General features: G+C 71.8%; 16 protein-coding genes and 1 riboswitch. Of the genes, 3 read left to right on the top strand and 13 right to left on the bottom strand.

All coding sequences use genetic code 11. The annotated features are described in order from the left end of the window. Positions 1 to 102 precede the first annotated feature (102 nt). Positions 103 to 1,968, top strand: a complete 1,866-nt coding sequence (locus ACWEBX_RS04850; protein ID WP_451883481.1) for an AAA family ATPase — start codon at positions 103 to 105, stop codon at positions 1,966 to 1,968. 77 nt (positions 1,969 to 2,045) lie between these two features. Here the strand turns inward: ACWEBX_RS04850 and ACWEBX_RS04845 are convergent, their stop codons facing one another. The 10 genes from ACWEBX_RS04845 to ACWEBX_RS04800 all read right to left on the bottom strand — a co-directional run bounded on the left by ACWEBX_RS04845 (position 2,046) and on the right by ACWEBX_RS04800 (position 11,508). Further along, positions 2,046 to 3,131 carry a hemolysin family protein gene (locus ACWEBX_RS04845; RefSeq protein WP_451883480.1) on the bottom strand — a complete coding sequence of 362 codons (1,086 nt, stop codon included), beginning with the start codon at positions 3,129 to 3,131 and terminating at the stop codon, positions 2,046 to 2,048. Continuing rightward, the gene (locus ACWEBX_RS04840) at positions 3,128 to 4,459 is read right to left on the bottom strand and encodes a hemolysin family protein (protein WP_451883479.1); all 1,332 of its coding nucleotides are present in this window, start codon (positions 4,457 to 4,459) and stop codon (positions 3,128 to 3,130) included. Before ACWEBX_RS04840 ends, ACWEBX_RS04845 begins: the two co-directional genes overlap by 4 nt. Positions 4,460 to 4,657: 198 nt before the next feature. Continuing rightward, positions 4,658 to 5,125, bottom strand: a complete 468-nt coding sequence (locus ACWEBX_RS04835; RefSeq protein WP_451883478.1) for a PH domain-containing protein — start codon at positions 5,123 to 5,125, stop codon at positions 4,658 to 4,660. 14 nt (positions 5,126 to 5,139) lie between these two features. Continuing rightward, positions 5,140 to 5,997: an ATP phosphoribosyltransferase gene (gene hisG, locus ACWEBX_RS04830; RefSeq protein ID WP_451883477.1), complete on the bottom strand. Its 858-nt coding sequence runs from the start codon at positions 5,995 to 5,997 to the stop codon at positions 5,140 to 5,142. Positions 5,998 to 6,082: 85 nt separating this feature from the next. Beyond that, entirely contained in the window at positions 6,083 to 6,355 is a 273-nt protein-coding gene (locus ACWEBX_RS04825; RefSeq protein ID WP_355773816.1) for a phosphoribosyl-ATP diphosphatase, read from the bottom strand. 34 nt (positions 6,356 to 6,389) lie between these two features. Continuing rightward, positions 6,390 to 6,875: a 6,7-dimethyl-8-ribityllumazine synthase gene (ribH, locus tag ACWEBX_RS04820; protein WP_451883476.1), complete on the bottom strand. Its 486-nt coding sequence runs from the start codon at positions 6,873 to 6,875 to the stop codon at positions 6,390 to 6,392. Positions 6,876 to 7,011: 136 nt separating this feature from the next. Further along, the gene (locus ACWEBX_RS04815) at positions 7,012 to 8,349 is read right to left on the bottom strand and encodes a bifunctional 3,4-dihydroxy-2-butanone-4-phosphate synthase/GTP cyclohydrolase II (protein ID WP_451883475.1); all 1,338 of its coding nucleotides are present in this window, start codon (positions 8,347 to 8,349) and stop codon (positions 7,012 to 7,014) included. Continuing rightward, positions 8,346 to 8,981: a nicotinamide mononucleotide transporter family protein gene (locus tag ACWEBX_RS04810; protein WP_451883474.1), complete on the bottom strand. Its 636-nt coding sequence runs from the start codon at positions 8,979 to 8,981 to the stop codon at positions 8,346 to 8,348. Before ACWEBX_RS04810 ends, ACWEBX_RS04815 begins: the two co-directional genes overlap by 4 nt. Then, on the bottom strand, positions 8,978 to 9,613 hold the full coding sequence (locus ACWEBX_RS04805; RefSeq protein WP_451883473.1) for a riboflavin synthase: 636 nt from the start codon (positions 9,611 to 9,613) through the stop codon (positions 8,978 to 8,980). The genes ACWEBX_RS04810 and ACWEBX_RS04805 overlap by 4 nt, the downstream gene beginning before the upstream one ends. Positions 9,614 to 9,767: 154 nt before the next feature. Next, positions 9,768 to 9,898: riboswitch (FMN riboswitch) on the bottom strand. Positions 9,899 to 10,275: 377 nt separating this feature from the next. Next, on the bottom strand, positions 10,276 to 11,508 hold the full coding sequence (locus tag ACWEBX_RS04800; protein WP_451883472.1) for an ROK family transcriptional regulator: 1,233 nt from the start codon (positions 11,506 to 11,508) through the stop codon (positions 10,276 to 10,278). Positions 11,509 to 11,638: 130 nt separating this feature from the next. Between ACWEBX_RS04800 and ACWEBX_RS04795 the strand changes: the two genes are divergently transcribed. Then, positions 11,639 to 12,850 (top strand): MFS transporter, encoded by a 1,212-nt coding sequence (locus ACWEBX_RS04795; RefSeq protein WP_451883471.1) that lies wholly within the window; start codon positions 11,639 to 11,641, stop codon positions 12,848 to 12,850. On the opposite strand, the gene ACWEBX_RS04790 is transcribed toward ACWEBX_RS04795, so the two are convergent. Next, positions 12,810 to 13,268, bottom strand: a complete 459-nt coding sequence (locus ACWEBX_RS04790; RefSeq protein ID WP_451883470.1) for an acyl-CoA thioesterase — start codon at positions 13,266 to 13,268, stop codon at positions 12,810 to 12,812. The genes ACWEBX_RS04795 and ACWEBX_RS04790 overlap by 41 nt on opposite strands. 103 nt (positions 13,269 to 13,371) lie before the next feature. Beyond that, positions 13,372 to 14,712, bottom strand: a complete 1,341-nt coding sequence (locus ACWEBX_RS04785) for an alginate lyase family protein (RefSeq protein WP_451883469.1) — start codon at positions 14,710 to 14,712, stop codon at positions 13,372 to 13,374. A gap of 121 nt (positions 14,713 to 14,833) precedes the next feature. Here ACWEBX_RS04785 and ACWEBX_RS04780 point away from each other — a divergent pair, with 121 nt between their 5' ends. Further along, on the top strand, positions 14,834 to 16,225 hold the full coding sequence (locus ACWEBX_RS04780; protein WP_451883468.1) for a uracil-xanthine permease family protein: 1,392 nt from the start codon (positions 14,834 to 14,836) through the stop codon (positions 16,223 to 16,225). On the opposite strand, the gene ACWEBX_RS04775 is transcribed toward ACWEBX_RS04780, so the two are convergent. After that, complete coding sequence (locus tag ACWEBX_RS04775; protein WP_451883530.1) at positions 16,207 to 17,304, bottom strand: glycoside hydrolase family 6 protein; 1,098 nt, start codon at positions 17,302 to 17,304, stop codon at positions 16,207 to 16,209. The two genes, ACWEBX_RS04780 and ACWEBX_RS04775, sit on opposite strands and share 19 nt — an antisense overlap. Positions 17,305 to 17,409: the final 105 nt, after the last annotated feature.

Genomic DNA, 17,409 nt, shown 5'->3' with positions numbered 1-17,409 from the left:
GTTCGACCAGAGCTGCCGACGGGCACCGGCCCGGCGGCGAGGGGATGTCCTGATCCGCGAGGCACTCCCCGACCATCGGGGGCACGGTTTGTGGGGGACGTGATGGACTTCGGCACGCAGGGCCCCGAGGCCCCGGCCGACCTGGCCTGGCTGCGAGGTGTGGACGCCTACACCATGGGCGCCTACCCGCAGGCGGAGGAGGAGTTCCGCGCCGCGGTCCGGATGGACCCCGGTATGGCGGACGGCTGGCTCGGACTGCACGCGCTACGGGTGGACACGACGACCGCGCTGCTGCGGATGTTCCGGCACCGGGACCGCTTCGGCGAGCAGCGCTCCCGCCACCGGCGCACCCTCAACTCCTGGTACTGGCTGGGCTGGTGGGTCCAGCCGGTACTGGAGAGCCCGCGCGACCTGCTGCTCGCGCACGCCTCGCACTGGCTCGACGGGCGTCATGTCCCCGAGCTGGACCGGGCGTTGGCCGGACTCCCGCCGGTCGACGCGGACCACCAGGTGCGGTTCCTGCACGCGTGCCGCGCCTATCTGGTCAAGGACTGGGAGCAGTTGGTCCGGCACACCGATCCGCTGATCAACGATCCCATGCTCGGCATCGAGGCCGGACTGTTCGGCGGCATGGCGAGGGTCCGGCTGGAGATGTACGGACAGGCCGAGCCGCTGCTGTCGTCCGCGCTGATGCGCTGTCGCAGCGAACAGCCGCAGCGCAAGGAGCTGCGGTACTGGCTGGCCCGCGCCCACGAGGGCACCGGACGGTCCGCCGCGGCCCTGCCCCTGTACCGGGCGGTGCACCGGGTCGACCCCTCCTTCATGGACACCTCGGCCCGGCTCGCCGCCATCGCCGAGGGGGACGGGTACGACGACGCCGCCGCCGACCTCGCGGCGATCACGCTCGCCGGGATCGGCCAGGACGTGCTGGAGGGCCCGGACGGCATGGACGCGCTGTTCGGCACCGAGGGGCGCGACCTGAGGCTCCCGGACGCCGATCCGTCGCCGCCCGGCGGGCTGCCGCCCCAGCCGGACGGCTTCCGGGAGAAGGCCGTGATCCCGGTGCAGCCGATGCCGCCGGGACCGACCGACCCCGCCCTGCTCGACGAGGCGCTCGCCGAGCTGGAGCGCATGGTGGGCCTGGAGCCGGTGAAACGGCAGGTCAAGGCGTTGTCGGCGCAGTTGAACATGGCCAGGCTGCGCACCGGGCAGGGGCTGCCGGTACAGCCGCCGAAACGGCACTTCGTCTTCTCCGGTCCCTCGGGCACCGGCAAGACCACGGTGGCGCGCATTCTCGGCCGCGTCTTCTACGCGCTCGGGCTGCTCGGCGGGGACCACCTGGTCGAGGCCCAGCGGGCCGACCTGGTCGGCGAGTACCTCGGCCAGACCGCAGTGAAGGCCAACGAGCTGATCGACTCGGCGATCGGCGGCGTCCTGTTCGTGGACGAGGCGTACTCCCTGTCCAACTCCGGCTACGGCAAGGGCGACGCGTACGGCGACGAGGCCCTTCAGGTGCTGCTGAAGCGGGCCGAGGACAACCGGGACCACCTGGTCGTCATCCTCGCCGGCTACCCCGAGGGCATGGACCGGCTGCTCGCCGCCAACCCCGGCCTGTCCTCGCGCTTCACCAGCCGCGTGGACTTCCCCTCCTACCGCCCGCTCGAACTGACCTCCATCGGCGAGGTGCTGGCCGCCGAGAACGGCGACATCTGGGACGAGGAGGCGCTGGACGAACTGCGTTCGATCGCCGGGCACGTCGTCGACCAGGGCTGGATCGACGAGCTCGGCAACGGCCGCTTCCTGCGCACCCTGTACGAGAAGAGCTGCGCGTACCGCGATCTGCGGCTGTCGGGATACCCCGGCACACCCTCGCGCGACGACCTGTCGACCCTGCGGCTGCCCGACCTCATGCAGGCCTACGGGGAGGTCCTCTCGGGCCGGGGCCCGCAGGATCCGTCGGCGATGTGAGAAGGCCCCGGTCCCGCCGGAGCCGTACGACCGTCACGGGTCGCACGGCCCCCGGCAACCGGGGCCCACGCTCGCGGTCAGCTCGCCAGCGCCTCCTCGGCCCGGCCGACGCGCGGCTCCGCGACACGGACCGGCGTGACATCGCGGTGCGCCGGGTCCCGCACCTCGCCGACCAGCAGCTCCAGGACGTCTTCGAGGGCCACGAGGCCGAGGACCTTCCCGGAGGCGTCGGCGACCTGGGCCAGATGGGTCGCGGCACGGCGCATCACGGTGAGGGCGTCGTCCAGCGGGAGTTCGGAGCGCAGGGTGGTCATCGGCCGCCACATCTGCTGCGGGACCGCGCGTTCGGACTCCTCCAGGTCGAGGACGTCCTTCACATGGAGGTAGCAGCCCATGAAGGCGCCGTTCTCCGCGACCACCGGGAAGCGGGAGTACCCGGTGCGCGCGGTGAGCGCGACGACCTGGCCCGGGGTGACCGAGGGATCCACGGTGACCAGCGAGGCGCCGTCGAGCAGGACGTCGGTGACCGGGCGCGAGCCGAGTTCCAGGGCGTCCTCGAGGCGCTCCTGTTCCTCGGGGTCGAGAAGCCCCGCCTGCCCGGAGTCCTCCACGAGCCGGTTGAGCTGCTCGCTGGTGAAGACCGCCTCGACCTCGTCCTTGGGCTCGACCCGGAACAGCTTGAGGATGATGTGCGCGCAGGCACCGAGGCCCACCGTGACCGGGCGGCACACCCGGGCGAAGGCGACCAGTCCGGGGCTGAGCCACAGGGCCGTCTTCTCGGGCGCGGCCATCGCCAGGTTCTTCGGGACCATCTCGCCGATGACGAGGTGGAAGAAGACGACGAGGGCCAGGGCGATCACATACCCGAGGGGGTGGATCACCCCGTCCGGCAGGCGGACCGCCGCGAAGAGCGGCTCCAGCAGATGGGCGACCGTGGGCTCGGCGACCGCGCCGAGGGTCAGCGAGCACATGGTGATGCCGAACTGGGCCGCCGCCATCATCTGCGGCAGCCGCTCCAGGCCGTACAGGACCTGCCGGGAGCGGGCGGTGCCCAGCGGTTCGATCTGGCTGCGCCGTACGGACACGAGCGCGAACTCGGCGCCGACGAAGAAGCCGTTGGCGAGCACCAGAAGGCCCGCGAAGAGCAGTTGGAGCATGCTCATCGGACGGCCTCCGGGGCGAGCGCGGTGCGCACGAGGCGGACGCGTTCGGCACGGTAGTGCCCGACCTGCCGCACCACCAGGCGCCAGCCCGGCAGCTCGGCCCTGTCACCGGGGGCCGGGATCCTGCCGAGCAGGTCGGCGACGAGGCCGGCGACGGTCTCGTACGGCCCCTCGGGCACGTCGAGGCCTATGCGCCGCAGGATGTCGACCCGGCAGCTTCCGTCGGCGTCCCAGGCGGGCCTGCCGTCCTCGGGAGGAGCGGCCGCCAGCTCGGGCTGTTCGCCCAGCACGTCGTCGTGCTCGTCGTGGACCTCGCCGACGAGTTCCTCGACGATGTCCTCCAGGGTGACCACGCCGGCCGTGCCGCCGTACTCGTCGACGACGACGGCGATGGGCTGTTCGCTGCGCAGCCGCTCCAGGAGGGGCTGCACGGGCAGGGTCTCCGGGACGAGCAGCGGGGCCTGGGCGATCCGTCCGACAGGGGTGCGCAGCCGGTCGTGCGAGGGGATCGCGAGGGCGTCCTTGAGATGCACCATGCCGACGACCTCGTCGATCCGCTCCCGGTAGACGGGGAAGCGGGACAGGCCGGTGGCACGGGTGAGGTTGACCACGTCCTCTGCGGTGGCCGACGACTGGAGGGCGCTGACCTTCACCCGCGGCGTCATGACGTGCTGCGCGGTGAGGTCGGCCAGGGACATCGTGCGGACGAAGAGGTCCGCGGTGTCCTGTTCCAGGGCGCCGGCGCGGGCCGAGTGGCGGGCGAGGGAGACGAGCTCACCGGGGGTGCGGGCGGAGGCCAGCTCCTCGGCGGGCTCCACTCCCAGGGCACGGACGAGCCGGTTGGCGACCGTGTTGAGCGCGGCGATGACCGGCCGGAAGATCCGGGAGAAGGCGTGCTGCGGGCCGGCGACGAAGCGGGCCACCTGGAGCGGCTTGGAGACCGCCCAGTTCTTGGGCACGAGTTCACCGATCACCATCTGCACGGCCGAGGCCAGCAGCATGCCGGTGACCACGGCGAAGCCGGACACCGCGCTCTCGGGCAGTCCGACCGCCCCGAACGGGCCGCCCAGGAGCTGGGCGAGGGCCGGTTCGGCGAGCATGCCGACGACGAGCGAGGTGATGGTGATGCCGAGCTGGGTGCCGGAGAGCTGGAAGGACAGCTCCTTGAGCGACTCGACGACCGTACCGGCGCGTTTGTCGCCGTCGGCCGCGGCCTTCTCGGCGTCGGGGCGCTCGACGGTGACGAGTCCGAACTCCGCGGCCACGAAGAAGCCGTTGGCGAGAATCAGCAGGAACGCCGCGCCAAGGAGCAACAGGGGGATGGTCATGCCGCCGCCTCGCTATGTCGGAAGGGGGCGGCGCAGGTACTACAGGACGATCCGTCCATCGCTGGAGGGAGTCACTCCTCGGGTAGCAGGGGGCCTCTGAGGGCGGGAGCACATCGGAGGTGGAGGCGCGATGAAAAACGCCTCCGCCGACAGATTAATCAAGACATGGGCTCTCAGGGCAGGGTGGAGGGCCGAGAGTCAGCCCTGATGTTCGCCGCGGTGCCCGTCGGGCTCCTGGATTCCGCGGGCCGAGGCCAGCGCGCGCAGCGCGCGGGCGTCCTCGATGGCGCGCTGCCTGGCGATGCCCGGCTGGATGCCGAGCGCCGGGAGGCTGGTGCCGTCGCTGAGGTCGAGGAACACCCAGGGGTCGCCGGGACGCAGGTTGACCTGGACGATCTCCGCCCAGTCCAGGTGCCGGCGGCTCGTGATGTTGACGACCGTGACACCGCTCTCGTCGGCGACGACCTTGGGCCGCGAGAGCAGCAGGAGCACTCCGAAGAGCAGCGCCGCGGTGAAGATGAAACTGAGCCGCTCCCCCGGGCCGAGTTGCTCCAGAAGCATGGCGACCGTGGTGATGACCACAAGGATCGAGGCGCCCGCGGTGAGCAGCACCGCCCGGGTACGGGAGGGGCGGAAGGTTATGGGAAGGGCGGGAAGGTCCGACATGTCCGTTCGTTCCGTCAGAGCCGGCAGGCGTGGATGGCCGTGGTCAGGATGGCCCGCGCGCCGAGCTCGTACAGGTCGTCCATGATCCGCTGGGCCTCCTTGGAGGGGACCATGGCGCGGACGGCGACCCAGCCCTCGTTGTGCAGCGGCGAGATGGTCGGCGACTCCAGGCCGGGAGTGAGCGCGACGGCCTTCTCCAGGTGCTCGGCGCGGCAGTCGTAGTCCATCATCACGTACGTCCGCGCGACCAGCACGCCCTGGAGGCGGCGCAGGAACTGCTGCACCTTGGGCTCCGCGTCCTCGGTGGGACCGGCTCCGACGCGGCGGACGACCACGGCCTCGGACTTCATGATCGGCTCGCCGAAGATCTCCAGGCCGGCATTGCGCAGCGAGGTGCCCGTCTCGACGACGTCCGCGATGACCTCGGCGACACCGAGTTCGATGGCGGTCTCGACGGCGCCGTCGAGGTGCACGACGGAGGCGTCGATGCCGTGGTCGGCGAGGTGCGCCGCGACGATGCCCTCGTAGGAGGTGGCGATCGTCCTGCCCTTCAGGTCCGCCATGCCGTTCGCGGTGCCCGGCTTGGCGGCGAAGCGGAAGGTGGAGCGGGCGAAGCCGAGCGGGAGGATCTCCTCGGCGTCGGCTCCGGAGTCGACCAGCAGGTCCCGGCCGGTGATGCCGATGTCGAGCCGGCCGGAGGAGACGTAGATCGCGATGTCGCGGGGGCGGAGGTAGAAGAACTCGACCTCGTTGTTCGGGTCGACGATCCGCAGTTCCTTGGACTCCCGGCGCTGCTGGTAGCCGGCCTCATGCAGCATGTCCGCCGCAGGTCCTGAGAGGGAACCCTTGTTGGGGACGGCGATGCGCAGCATGAGGTCGGCTTCCTTTGCTCGATGGTGTTCGGGGTGGGTGGGACGGACGGACGTGCTGTGCGGGGGCGCTGCTGAGAGGGCGCCCCTACAGATGCGCGTACACGTCGTCGAGGGAGATCCCGCGCGCGACCATCATCACCTGGACGTGGTAGAGGAGCTGCGAGATCTCCTCGGCGGCGGCGTCCTTGCCCTCGTACTCGGCGGCCATCCAGACCTCTGCGGCCTCTTCGACGACCTTCTTGCCGATGGCATGAACGCCCTTGCCGACGAGCTCGGCGGTGCGCGAAGTGGCGGGATCGCCCGTGGTGGCCTTGTGCTGGAGCTCGGTGAAGAGCTCCTCGAACGTCTTCTTGGACATGGTGGTCCTCACCCTACGCGCTCGGGCCCCTGCCTCAGTGCCATGGTTCAGATACTGAGCGGAGGGTGGCCGCGGTCGCCACGGCGGCCGTCACCGCCTCGTGGCCCTTGTCCTCGTTGGAGCCCTCGATGCCCGCGCGGTCCAGGGCCTGCTCCTCGGTGTCACAGGTCAGCACACCGAAGCCGATGGGGACGCCGGTGTCGATGGAGACCTGGACGAGGCCCTGGGTGACCCCCTGGCACACGTACTCGAAGTGGGGGGTTCCGCCGCGGATGACGACGCCGAGCGCGACGATCGCGTCGTAGCCGCGGCCCGCCAGGACCTTGGCGGCGACCGGCAGTTCGAAGCTGCCGGGGACCCGCAACAGGGTCGGCTCGTCGATTCCCAGCTCGTGCAGGGCGCGCAGCGCGCCGTCGACGAGACCGTCCATCACCTTGTCGTGCCACTGTGCCGCGATGACCGCGACCCGCAGGTCGCCGCAGTTGCGTACGGACAGTTCAGGTGCACCCTTGCCGCTCACGTCTCTCCTTCATTCGCGCTGTGCCGTGTTGCCGATAGTGCCGTTGTTGCCGATGGTGCTGTGCCGCCGGCGCCGCGCACCGGTGGCGCCGCCGTGCCGGTGGTTCCGTGTTGTGCCGTGGTGCCGGTCGTACGGGTCACTGGCTCCCGCAGGCCGACACCGTGACCGAGTCGAGCCAGGGCAGGTCGTGCCCCATCCGGTCCCGCTTGGTCAGCAGATAGCCGAGATTGTGCTCGCCCACCTGGACGGGCATGGGCTCCCGGCCGGTGACACGCAGCCCGTACCGGACGAGCGCGTCGGTCTTGTCGGGGTTGTTGGTCATCAGGCGCAGGCTGCGGACACCGAGGTCCTCCAGGATCCGCGCGCTCGCGCCGTAGTCCCGGGCGTCGGCGGGCAGGCCGAGTTCCAGGTTGGCGTCGAGGGTGTCCCGGCCGCGCTCCTGGAGCTCGTACGCGCGGAGCTTGGAGAGCAGGCCGATACCGCGCCCCTCGTGGCCCCGGAGGTAGACGACGATGCCCCGGCCCTCGGTCTGGATGCGCTCCATGGACGTCTGGAGCTGGGGGCCGCAGTCGCAGCGGTGCGAATGGAAGACGTCTCCGGTCAGGCACTCGGAGTGGACGCGCACGAGGACGTCCTCGCCGTCGCCGATCTCTCCGTGCACGAGGGCGACGTGCTCGACACCGTCGGCGGTGGAGCGGTAGCCGTACGCGGTGAACTCGCCGAAGGCGGTGGGGAGTCGGACCTCGGCCTCGCGCCGGACGGTGGGAGCGGCGGGGGCCGCGCCGGTCTCGTCCGCGAGGGTGCGTTCCGCGGTGCGGCGGTAGGCGATCAGGTCCTCGATGGAGATGATCGTCAGGCCGTGCTTGCGGGCGAAGGGGATCAGCTCGGGCAGCCGGAGCATCCGGCCGTCCTCACCGGCGATCTCGACGATCGCGCCGGCCGGACGCAGTCCCGCCAGCCGGGCCAGGTCGACGGCGGCCTCGGTGTGGCCGTTGCGGGCCAGCACGCCTCCGGGCCGGGCGCGCAGCGGGAAGATGTGGCCGGGGCGAACGAAGTCGTCGGCCTCCGAGACACCGTCCGCGAGGAGCCGCAGGGTGGCGGCGCGGTCGGCCGCCGAGATGCCGGTGGTGACCCCGTGGGCGGCGGACGCGTCCACCGACACCGTGAACGCGGTCTTCATCGACTCGGTGTTGTCGTCGACCATCTGCGGCAGGCGCAGCCGGTCGAGTTCGTCGCCCTCCATGGGCGCGCAGATCAGTCCGCGGCACTCGCTCATCATGAAGGCGACGATCTCGGGGGTCGCCATCTCGGCGGCGACGACGAGGTCTCCCTCGTTCTCCCGGTCCTCGTCGTCGACGACCACGATGGGACGGCCGGCCGCGATGTCGGCGATGGCCTGCTCGACGGGGTCGAGCGCGAAGTCCGAGGCATCCTGATCGTGCCCGGTGCTGTACCAAACCGGCGCCGTTGTCATGCCGGGGCTCCTTCCATGACGGGCTGCCCGGCCTCACGGGAGCGCAGCCACCAGTCGCGCATGCCCCACAGGACGAGCGCGCCGTACAGGACGTAGACGAAACCGGAGAAGGCGTAGCCGTTGGCGAAGTTGAGCGGGACGCCCACCAGGTCGACCAGCAGCCAGGCGAACCAGAACTCGACCATGCCGCGGGCCTGCGCGTACATGGCCACGATCGTGCCGACGAAGATGTACGCGTCGGGCCACGGGTCCCAGGACAGCGTCGGGTACGCGTGGAACAGACCGCTGACGGCGAGGGTGCCGACGACCGCGGCGCCCGCCATGTACGCGCGTTCGCGCCAGGTGGCGAACCGTACGGAGACGCGCCCGTCCTTGCCCTCACCGCGGTTCCACTGCCACCAGCCCCACAGGGCGACGGCGATGACCACGACCTGCTTGCCGGCGCTGCCGGTGAGGTGGCCGAAGAAGGCGACGAAGAGGACGAGCCCGGACAGGAGCTGGACGGGCCAGCTCCACACGGAGCGCCGCCAGCCGAGCGCGAGGGCGATCAGGCCGATCACGTTGCCGATCATGTCCGACCACATGATGTGCTGGTCGAACAGGACGAACGCCTCGGAGTTCAGCCAGTTCACTGCCCGGCCCCCTGGACGCCGGGCAGGCCGGCGGACTGCTCACCGCGTGCGCCCAGCAGCCGCTCGACGTACTTGGCGATGACGTCGACCTCGAGGTTGACCGGGTCGCCGGGCTGCTTGTGGCCCAGCGTGGTCAGGTCGAGGGTGGTGGGGATGAGACTGACGGTGAAGAAGTCGGGGCCGGCGTCGACCACGGTCAGGCTGATGCCGTCGACGGTGATGGAGCCCTTCTCGACCACATAGCGCGAAAGGTCGGCGGGCAGCGAGATCTTGACGATCTCCCAGTTCTCGGACGGCTTGCGCTCGATGACCGCGCCGGTGCCGTCGACGTGTCCCTGCACGATGTGGCCGCCGAGGCGCTCGCCCACGGCCATCGGCCGCTCCAGGTTGACGCGGGAGCCGACGGCGAGGGCCCCGAGGCTGGAGCGGTTCAGGGTCTCGGCCATGACGTCGGCGGTGAACTCGTCGCCCTCGTGCTCGACCACGGTGAGACAGACTCCGTTGACGGCGATGGAGTCGCCGTGCTGCGCGCCCTGCGTGACGACGGGGCCACGCAGCCGGAAACGCGAGGCGTCGTCGAGAATCTCGACGGCGGTGACCTCACCCAGCTCTTCGACGATTCCGGTGAACACTTCCCGGGTCCTCCTGCCTCATAGGGCACGGACTCCGGGGCTGTCGATGACGACACAATGAGCGGACCGCGGCACACCGGGAGCGAAGCCGAAAGGACACCCGTCCCGTAGGACGAGCAGCAACAAACGGCAGCGCGCACGAAATGCCCGCCCGCCGCGCACTGCCTCCCATCCGGACTTTAACCGTCGGTCCAGGAATTCCACCTGGTCAACCGGCCGCTGGAAGCGACCGGGTCGCGGACTATAACCGCCGGTTCGGAATTACACCGACCCCGGAGTGCGCTGCTTCTGGTACATGGCCAGTGTGCCACGCCCGAACGAAGGTCATACGGCCGTACCTCTGTGGGGTGGCTCACAGCGGCTCGGCATGGACTTCCACGGAACGGTCTCCCGGCCAACCCGCTCGGTCCCGGGCGGTCTTGGGGCAGGTCACAGGTTCTCGCAACTGGTCCATACCTATTGACGCTCTGGTCTAGTCCTCTTAATGTCCTCGATCAAGACTGCGTGATCATTCATTGCCGGTCCCCCCACGATCGACCCGGCGGCGGTGACGAAGGCCCTTGCCCCGCCGCCGGGTCTCCAGCCGGCCCCGCCCTTGGCACACCGGGACGACGGCCGAGCGACCGGCCCTACCGGAACGACGGCGGAGTGAGTGACCGGCCCTACCGGGACGACTGCGGTGCGAACAGTTCGTCCTGGGCGCCGTCGCGCGCGGTCAGCAGGGCGCCGCGCAGCACCGCGCGACCGCCCAGCGTGCTCGCGCGCACCTCGGTCGGGAGCGGTGACATACGGGCGAGCCGTCGCTCGACCCTTGCCGCGAGATCCTCGCCGCCCGCCTGGCCCACCTCGCCGCCGAGGACGACGCAGCCGGGGTCCAGTACGGCGCTGACGGAGGCCGCCCCGATGGCGAGGCGGTCGGCGAGGGCGCCGAGGAAGCCGTCGGCCGCCGCGGAGCCGGTGGCCGCCAGGGCCTGCCGGACCAGCGCCGCCGCCCGCGGTTCGTGGCCCTCGGCCCGCGCCGGGACGCCGTGCTCCGCCGCCAGCTCCGCGATCGCCGCGGACCCGACCAGCGAGTGGAAGCCGCCCCCGCAGTCGGTCGCCGAGGGCAGCGTCGCGGTGCCCGGCACCGGCAGGAAGCCGATCTCCCCGGTTCCCCCGGAGGCACCGCGGCGCAGGGCGCCGTCGAGGACGACGGCCGCGCCGGTGCCGTGGCCGAGCCACAGCAGGACGAAGGTGTCGCGGTCGCGGGCGACGCCGTCCCGCTGCTCGGCGATGGCCGCGAGGTTGGTCTCGTTCTCGACGAGGACGCGGGCCTCGGGGAGCCGCTCCTGGAGGGCCGCGACCAGGCGCCGGTGCCACTCGGGCAGGCCGGTGGAGTTGCGGAGTTCACCGCTGGCGGGATCGATCAGACCGGGCGCCCCGATGCCGACGGTGTGCAGCCTGCCCCACCCCGGGGCGAGTTCGAGCGGGGGCGCCGCTCCGAGGGACCCCGCCTCCTTCGCCGCCCGCTCGACCAGCGCGACCGCCTGCTCCACCGCCGGTCCGGTCCCGGTGCCCTCCCCGATGGGCGCGGACGCCTCGGCCAGGACGCGGCCGACCAGATCGGAGACGACGACGGAGACTCCCTCCGTACGGACGTCCAGCGCGGCCAGGTGGGCGCGGTCCGCGACGATCCCGTAGACCCGGGCGTTCGGGCCGCGCCGCTGCTCCCCCGACTCCCCGACGACGGTGACGAGACCGGAGGCCGTGAGGCGTTCCACGAGATCGGCGACGGTCGGCCGGGACAGTCCGGTGAGCTGCTTCAACCGCCCTGCCGTCAAAGGGCCTTCCTGCTGCAGCAGCCGCAGGGCGAGCCGGTCGTTGATGGCCCGTGCGGTGCTCGGGGATGCGGGCATGGCGGGAATCCTCCCAGATCGCCGGGGCCGCCGGACGACCGGGCGGCGAGCGGTCGTCTATTTATCAGGCAGGGTTCCTGATAGTTTACGGCCGCACGCCGTGGAACCATCACCGGGGAGGGGCCCGAGCATGAGTGAAGTCGTCCACGATCAACGCGAGGTCAGGCGCGCCCGGTACGCCGTGGCGGCCGTGTTCGCCGTGCACGGAGCCGTCACCGGGTCCTTCGCGACCCGCGTGCCGTGGATCCAGGACCACGCGTCGGTCAGCACGGGGCAGCTCGGCTTCGCCCTCGCCTTCACCGCGCTCGGCGCGTCCTGCTCGATGCCGCTGGCCGGCCGCATCACCCACCACTTCGGCAGCCGCACGGCGTTGCGCGGACTCATCGCCCTGTGGACGCTGGCCCTGATCCTGCCGTCCCTGGCGCCGAACCTGCCGACCCTGTGCCTCGCGATGTTCGTGTACGGCGCCACGGCGGGGATGGCGGACGTCGCCATGAACGCGCTGGGTGTCGAGGTCGAGAACCGGCTCGACAAGTCGATCATGTCCGGGCTGCACGGCATGTGGAGCGGCGGCGCGCTGATCGGCGCGGCGGCCGGCACGCTCGCCGCGCATCTGGGCGCCGACGCGCGCCTGCACCACGCCCTGGCCGCGGCGACCCTCACGTTCCTCGGCCTGGGCGCCTGCCGCTGGGTGCTCGACCTGCAGCCCACCGAGGACGAGGAGCCGCCGCCGCGGTTCGCACTGCCGCCCCGGTCGGCGCTGCTCATCGGCGCGGTCGGCTTCTGCGCGGTCTTCGCGGAGGGCGCGAGCCTGGACTGGTCGGCGGTCTATCTGCGCGACCGGCTGGACAGCTCGGCCGCTCTCGCCGCGGCCTCGACCACCGGATTCATGCTGACCATGGCGGTGGCCCGGCTGGCCGGCGACACGGTGGTGAACCGCTTCGGCGCCGTGCGTACCGTGCGGGCGGGCGGTGTCCTCGGCGTGCTCGGCGGGCTGCTGATCGTCGTCTCCAGGCATCCGGCGGTGGCGATGAGCGGCTTCGCGCTGCTCGGACTCGGCATCGCGGTCGTCGTCCCGCTCTGCTTCGCCGCGGCCGGGCGCAGCGGCCCCAACCCCAGTCAGGCGATCGCGGGCGTCGCGACCATCACGTACACCTCGGGGCTCATCGCGCCGAGCCTGATCGGGTCCGTGGCGCAGGCGACGAACCTGATGGTGTCGTTCGTCCTGGTCACGGTCCTGGCGTTCGGGCTCACCGCGCTCGCGGGTGTGCTGCGCGCCGGGGATCGCGTCAGCCCGAAGGTCAGCCCTCCGAGCGCAGCAGTTCCCGGCCCACGGCCCTGAACCCGTCGCTCCACGGCGTCGGGCGCAGCGTCCCGGCGTCGAGCCGGACGAGCACCCGGGTTCCGTGCGCGTAGGTGACCGCGCCGTCGGGGGAGCAGAACCGGAAGCCGTACGTCAGTCCGGTGTTCCCGAGCCTCTCCAGCCAGAGGTGGACGGCGTACGGACCGGGGCGGCTGACCGGGGCCTCGTAGCTGATCCGCAGTTCCTTGACCGCGTTGCACGAGTCCCCTGCCGCCTCCCAGTCGCCGTCGAAGCCGAAGCCGCGCTCGTTCCAGAGCGCGGCCCAGGCGCGTTCGACCATGACCGGGTAGCGGGCGTTGTGCAGCAGCCCGAGCGCGTCGAGGTCGTCGAAGTGGACGGTGACGGGCAGAAGCCGTCCGTACGGGAGGGCGGGGGCGACGGGTGCTTCGGCGGTCACGGGCGGGGCTCCTGGAGCGTGCTGCGGCGCGCGCACGGGGCGGGCCTGGCTGAAAAGACTCCCCCATCCTAAGCAAACGCTCAGGAACCCCGTCCGGACGGGATCAGCCCGCGATCGAGTCGAGCTGCTCGGCGGCCGGCCGCAGCTCCCACAGATCACCGCCGGGCGGCGCTTCGAGCCGGGGCACGGCGGCCCGCGCGGCCTTGTCCCCCGCGTCGGCCGCGGCCCGCACCACGTCGCTCGCCGCGAAGCGGTGGAACTCCAGCTCGGGACGGCTCCACGGCTCGGCTCCGGTCGCGGCGGGCAGCAGGTAGTCGACGGCCTTGAACAGGCTCTGGCCGTCCGGCCCCCGGTACGCCCACAGGTCCACGCCGACCTTCCGGCCGATGGCCGCGAGCCGGGTGTACGCGACCAGGTCGAAGGTCGAGTAGTGCCAGCTCCGGGTGCGGGCGAGCTCCTGGGGCTGGCTGCCGTCGGGGGCGATCTGCGGGTCGACGCGCAGGGCGCCCGCGGCGAGCACGGTCCTCCGGGCGAGGTCCTTGTCGCCGGTGGCGTACGCGAGGGCGGCGAGCTGCATGTCGTAGAAGGTGCCGTGATTGTTGCGCGCCGCACCCTCCTCCTTGCCGAAGGCGCTGTCCGTCAGCCAGTCGCGGTAGCCGGTGTTCCAGGCGAGCATCGCGGCCCGGTCGCGCCGGGACCAGCCGGGGGCGCCGGTGTCCAGGAGGGCGATCGCGTCGAGGACGCTGGTGTAGGACTGCGAGAAGTCGATGACGCCGATGGCCCGGCCGTCGTACTTGCAGGGGATGAACTGGCCGTGGTCCAGGTTCGGGTTCATCCGGGTCGCCGGGTCCAGGAACCAGGTGCGCAGGACCTGGCCGGCCTTCACGGCGTACCGCCTCTCGCCGGTGTAGTACCAGGCGAGCGCGAGGTCGTAGACGGAGTCGAAGACCTTCTCGACGTCCTGGCGGTCGGTGCCGGTGTCCACCTCGGGATTGCGCTGCCCGTCCCGCTGGACGTAGGGGCACCCCCAGGGGTTTCCGGCGGTGGCCGGCTGCGAGGGCCACCAGTAGGGGGCCTGACTGAGGTAGTCGTGAACGTCACCGCCGGGGGCGGGTTTCGGCTTGTCGACGACCGTCCAGGGGCCCTGGTCCAGCCAGTTGTCGGCGCGGGCCGTCAACTCCCGCAGAGCGTGGGCGAGTCGGCGCTCACCCTTGTCCACCCGGGCGCGGGTGCGCCGCAGTCGGTCACCGTCCAGGACCACGGTCTCCGGCGGTGCGGACGCGGCCCGGCCGGACACCGCGGGGCCGGCCGCGGACGCGGCGCGAGCGGACACCGAGGGAGCGGGCGGGGACGGCGTACCGGCGGACGCCGAGGGGGTGGCGAGGGACGCCAGCATGACCGCGGCCGCCGCGATCGTCAGGCTCAGTCCGGATCGTGCACTCACAGAACACTCCGATCATACATATGAACGACGTTCATGAGATGGACCGGTTGAGCGTAGGGCGGCAGGTGGGACGTGACAATGGTCCGGACACATTCACGTACAGAGAAAGCGAACCCGAACCATGGACCTGGGCGTGCGCTGGAAACTGCACGGCGACGGGCGGACTCCCGCCCCCGGCGCGGTCGTCCGCCCCGACGAACGCCTCTCCTGGCCCCGGACCCTCGGGCTCGGCGCCCAGCACGTGGTGGCCATGTTCGGGGCGTCTTTCGTCGCGCCCGTCCTGATGGGACTCGACCCCAACCTCGCAATCATGATGTCCGGCGTCGCGACGGTCATCTTCCTGCTCGCCACCCGTGGCCGGGTGCCCAGCTACCTGGGCTGTTCGCTCTCCTTCGTGGGCGTCGCCGCCGTGATCCGCGCGCAGGGCGGCACCAGCGCCACGGTGACCGGAGCGTGCTTCGTGGTCGGCGTCGCGCTGTTCCTGGTCGGTCTGGCCGTCCAGCGGTTCGGGGCGAGGATCATCCATGCGGCGATGCCGCCGATCGTGACCGGCGCGGTCGTCATGCTGATCGGGTTCAATCTGGCGCCGGTGACCGCCTCGACGTACTGGCCGCAGGACCAGTGGACGGCGCTGCTCACCATGCTGGCGACCGGTGCGGCCGTGGTGTGCCTGCGCGGCTTCTGGTCCCGCATCGCGATCTTCATGGGCCTCGTCTTCGGCTACGCGATCTCCTGGGCCTTCGACCGGATCTTCGGCCGGATCCACGCGGCGGACGCGAGCGGCAAGGTCACCGACCACTGGCGCCTGGACCTCTCCGGGGTCGAGCGGGCCGACTGGATCGGACTGCCGTCGTTCCACGGACCGACGTTCCAGTGGTCCGCGATCCTCGTCGCGCTGCCGGTGGTCATCGCGCTGGTCGCGGAGAACGCGGGGCACGTCAAGGCCGTCGGCGAGATGACCGGCGACCCGCTGGACGACGAACTGGGCACCGCGATCTCCGCGGACGGCGCCGCCTCCATGCTCTCCACCGCGGTCGGCGGCCCGCCCAACACCACGTACTCCGAGAACATCGGCGTGATGGCCGCGACCCGGGTCTACTCCACGGCCGCCTACTGGGCCGCCGCCGGCTTCGCCCTGCTCTTCGGGCTGTGCCCCAAGTTCGGCGCGGTGGTCGCGGCGATCCCGGGCGGTGTCCTCGGCGGCATCACCGTCATCCTCTACGGCATGATCGGCCTGCTCGGTGCGCAGATCTGGCTCAACGCCCGGGTGGACCTGCGCAATCCGCTGAACCTGGTGCCCGCAGCCGCGGGCATCATCATCGGCATCGGCGGCGTCACCCTGAAGTTGACGGACAACTTCTCGCTGAACGGCATCGCGCTGGGCACCATCGTCGTGATCACCGGCTATCACGCGCTGCGGGCGATGGCCCCGGCCCACCTCCGGCAGGAACCGCTGCTCGACTCGGGGACATCGGCGTACGACGGGCCCGGGGATCAGCGCGTCAGTTCATAGGCGTAGTCGGCCGAGAACGTCCCCGGTTCGCCCCGGCAGCCGTCCGACTCCCCCGGCGGCTTCACCCACAGGTAGGCGTCGATCCCGGACTCCCCGGTGCGCAGGGTCGGCGCGGGCCCGATCCTGCGGCCCGGCGGATCGCACCACTCCCCGCCGGGGGCCGCGCCGTTGCCGTTGCGGCTGGTGTCGACGACGGCGCCGAGGCCCGAGGGGCCGCCGAGTGCCGCGAGGACCCGCCGGTCGTAGGCGGTCTCGTCGGCCGTCCGGTTGAAGTTGGAGACGTTGCTGAAGACGCCGTCGGAGGAGGTGGCCGAGGCCGCGCCCGCCCGACGCAGCAGCGCGGCCTGCGCGGCGGCCGGGTTCCAGTCGGAGTTGCCCGCGTCGTAGTAGACCCGGGCCCTGGGGTTGGCCGCTTTCAGGACCCGCCCCGCGCGGGCCAGGGAGGCGAAGCGGCCGGCCCGCTCCCCCTCGGTGAGGCAGTCGGACTCGGCGATCGAGTCGGGCTCCAGGACGACGACGACCTCGCGGGAGCCGAGCCCCGCCGCGAAGCCGTCGATCCAGCCGTCGTACGCGGCGAGGTCGGGCGCCCCGCCCTCCGAGGCGCCGCCGCAGTCGCGCCGCGGGACGGCGTACGGCACGAGGACCGGCACACGGCCGGCCTTGGCGGCGGCCGAGGTCACGGCCCCGACCCGCGCGGTGACGGTGGACGGCGTGAAGTCCGCGAACCACACCGCGGCCGGACGGTCGGCGATCCGGGACGCGATGACCGCGCGCCGGGCGTCACCCGGATGGGCGTCGACCCAGGCGCGCACCTGGGAGTCGGGGTGACGGTAGAGGAGGGCGGGCGGCGCGGTCCGCGGCCTCCGCGCGCTCGGCGAGGGCTCGGCGGCCGGCTCCGGGGAGCCCTGGTGCGAGGGGGAAGGGGTGACCGAACCGCCCGTCGGTGTCGACGCACCGGACGGCGAGGGGGCGGACGAGCGGGCCACCGGCGGTCCCGCGTCCTTGGAGGAATGCCCGAGCGCGGACACCGTCCCCGTCACGGTGCCGGCCGCCACCACGACCGAGGCGACGGCGACCATGACACCGCGCCCCACGGACCTGCCGCGCTCGGCCCCGCGCTCGACGAGCCACTGGACACGTGAGCCTGACACGTACGGTTCTCCCACTCCGGCCCCGGCCGCGTT

It is taken from the genome of Streptomyces sp. NPDC005070 (assembly GCF_053600395.1).
The sequence above is the reverse complement of the archived record's forward strand: the minus strand, read 5'-3'. Positions and strand labels throughout refer to the sequence as shown.

Coding starts and splice junctions, on each gene's coding strand:
- ACWEBX_RS04835 (WP_451883478.1), bottom strand. CDS start 5,125: ATGTCGGACCTTCCCGCCCTTCCCATAACCTTCCGCCCCTCCCGTACC.
- ACWEBX_RS04815 (WP_451883475.1), bottom strand. CDS start 8,349: ATGACAACGGCGCCGGTTTGGTACAGCACCGGGCACGATCAGGATGCC.
- ACWEBX_RS04825 (WP_355773816.1), bottom strand. CDS start 6,355: ATGTCCAAGAAGACGTTCGAGGAGCTCTTCACCGAGCTCCAGCACAAG.
- hisG (WP_451883477.1), bottom strand. CDS start 5,997: ATGCTGCGCATCGCCGTCCCCAACAAGGGTTCCCTCTCAGGACCTGCG.
- ACWEBX_RS04775 (WP_451883530.1), bottom strand. CDS start 17,304: ATGGTCGCCGTCGCCTCGGTCGTGGTGGCGGCCGGCACCGTGACGGGG.
- ACWEBX_RS04780 (WP_451883468.1), top strand. CDS start 14,834: ATGGACCTGGGCGTGCGCTGGAAACTGCACGGCGACGGGCGGACTCCC.
- ACWEBX_RS04850 (WP_451883481.1), top strand. CDS start 103: ATGGACTTCGGCACGCAGGGCCCCGAGGCCCCGGCCGACCTGGCCTGG.
- ACWEBX_RS04795 (WP_451883471.1), top strand. CDS start 11,639: ATGAGTGAAGTCGTCCACGATCAACGCGAGGTCAGGCGCGCCCGGTAC.
- ACWEBX_RS04800 (WP_451883472.1), bottom strand. CDS start 11,508: ATGCCCGCATCCCCGAGCACCGCACGGGCCATCAACGACCGGCTCGCC.
- ACWEBX_RS04840 (WP_451883479.1), bottom strand. CDS start 4,459: ATGACCATCCCCCTGTTGCTCCTTGGCGCGGCGTTCCTGCTGATTCTC.
- ACWEBX_RS04845 (WP_451883480.1), bottom strand. CDS start 3,131: ATGAGCATGCTCCAACTGCTCTTCGCGGGCCTTCTGGTGCTCGCCAAC.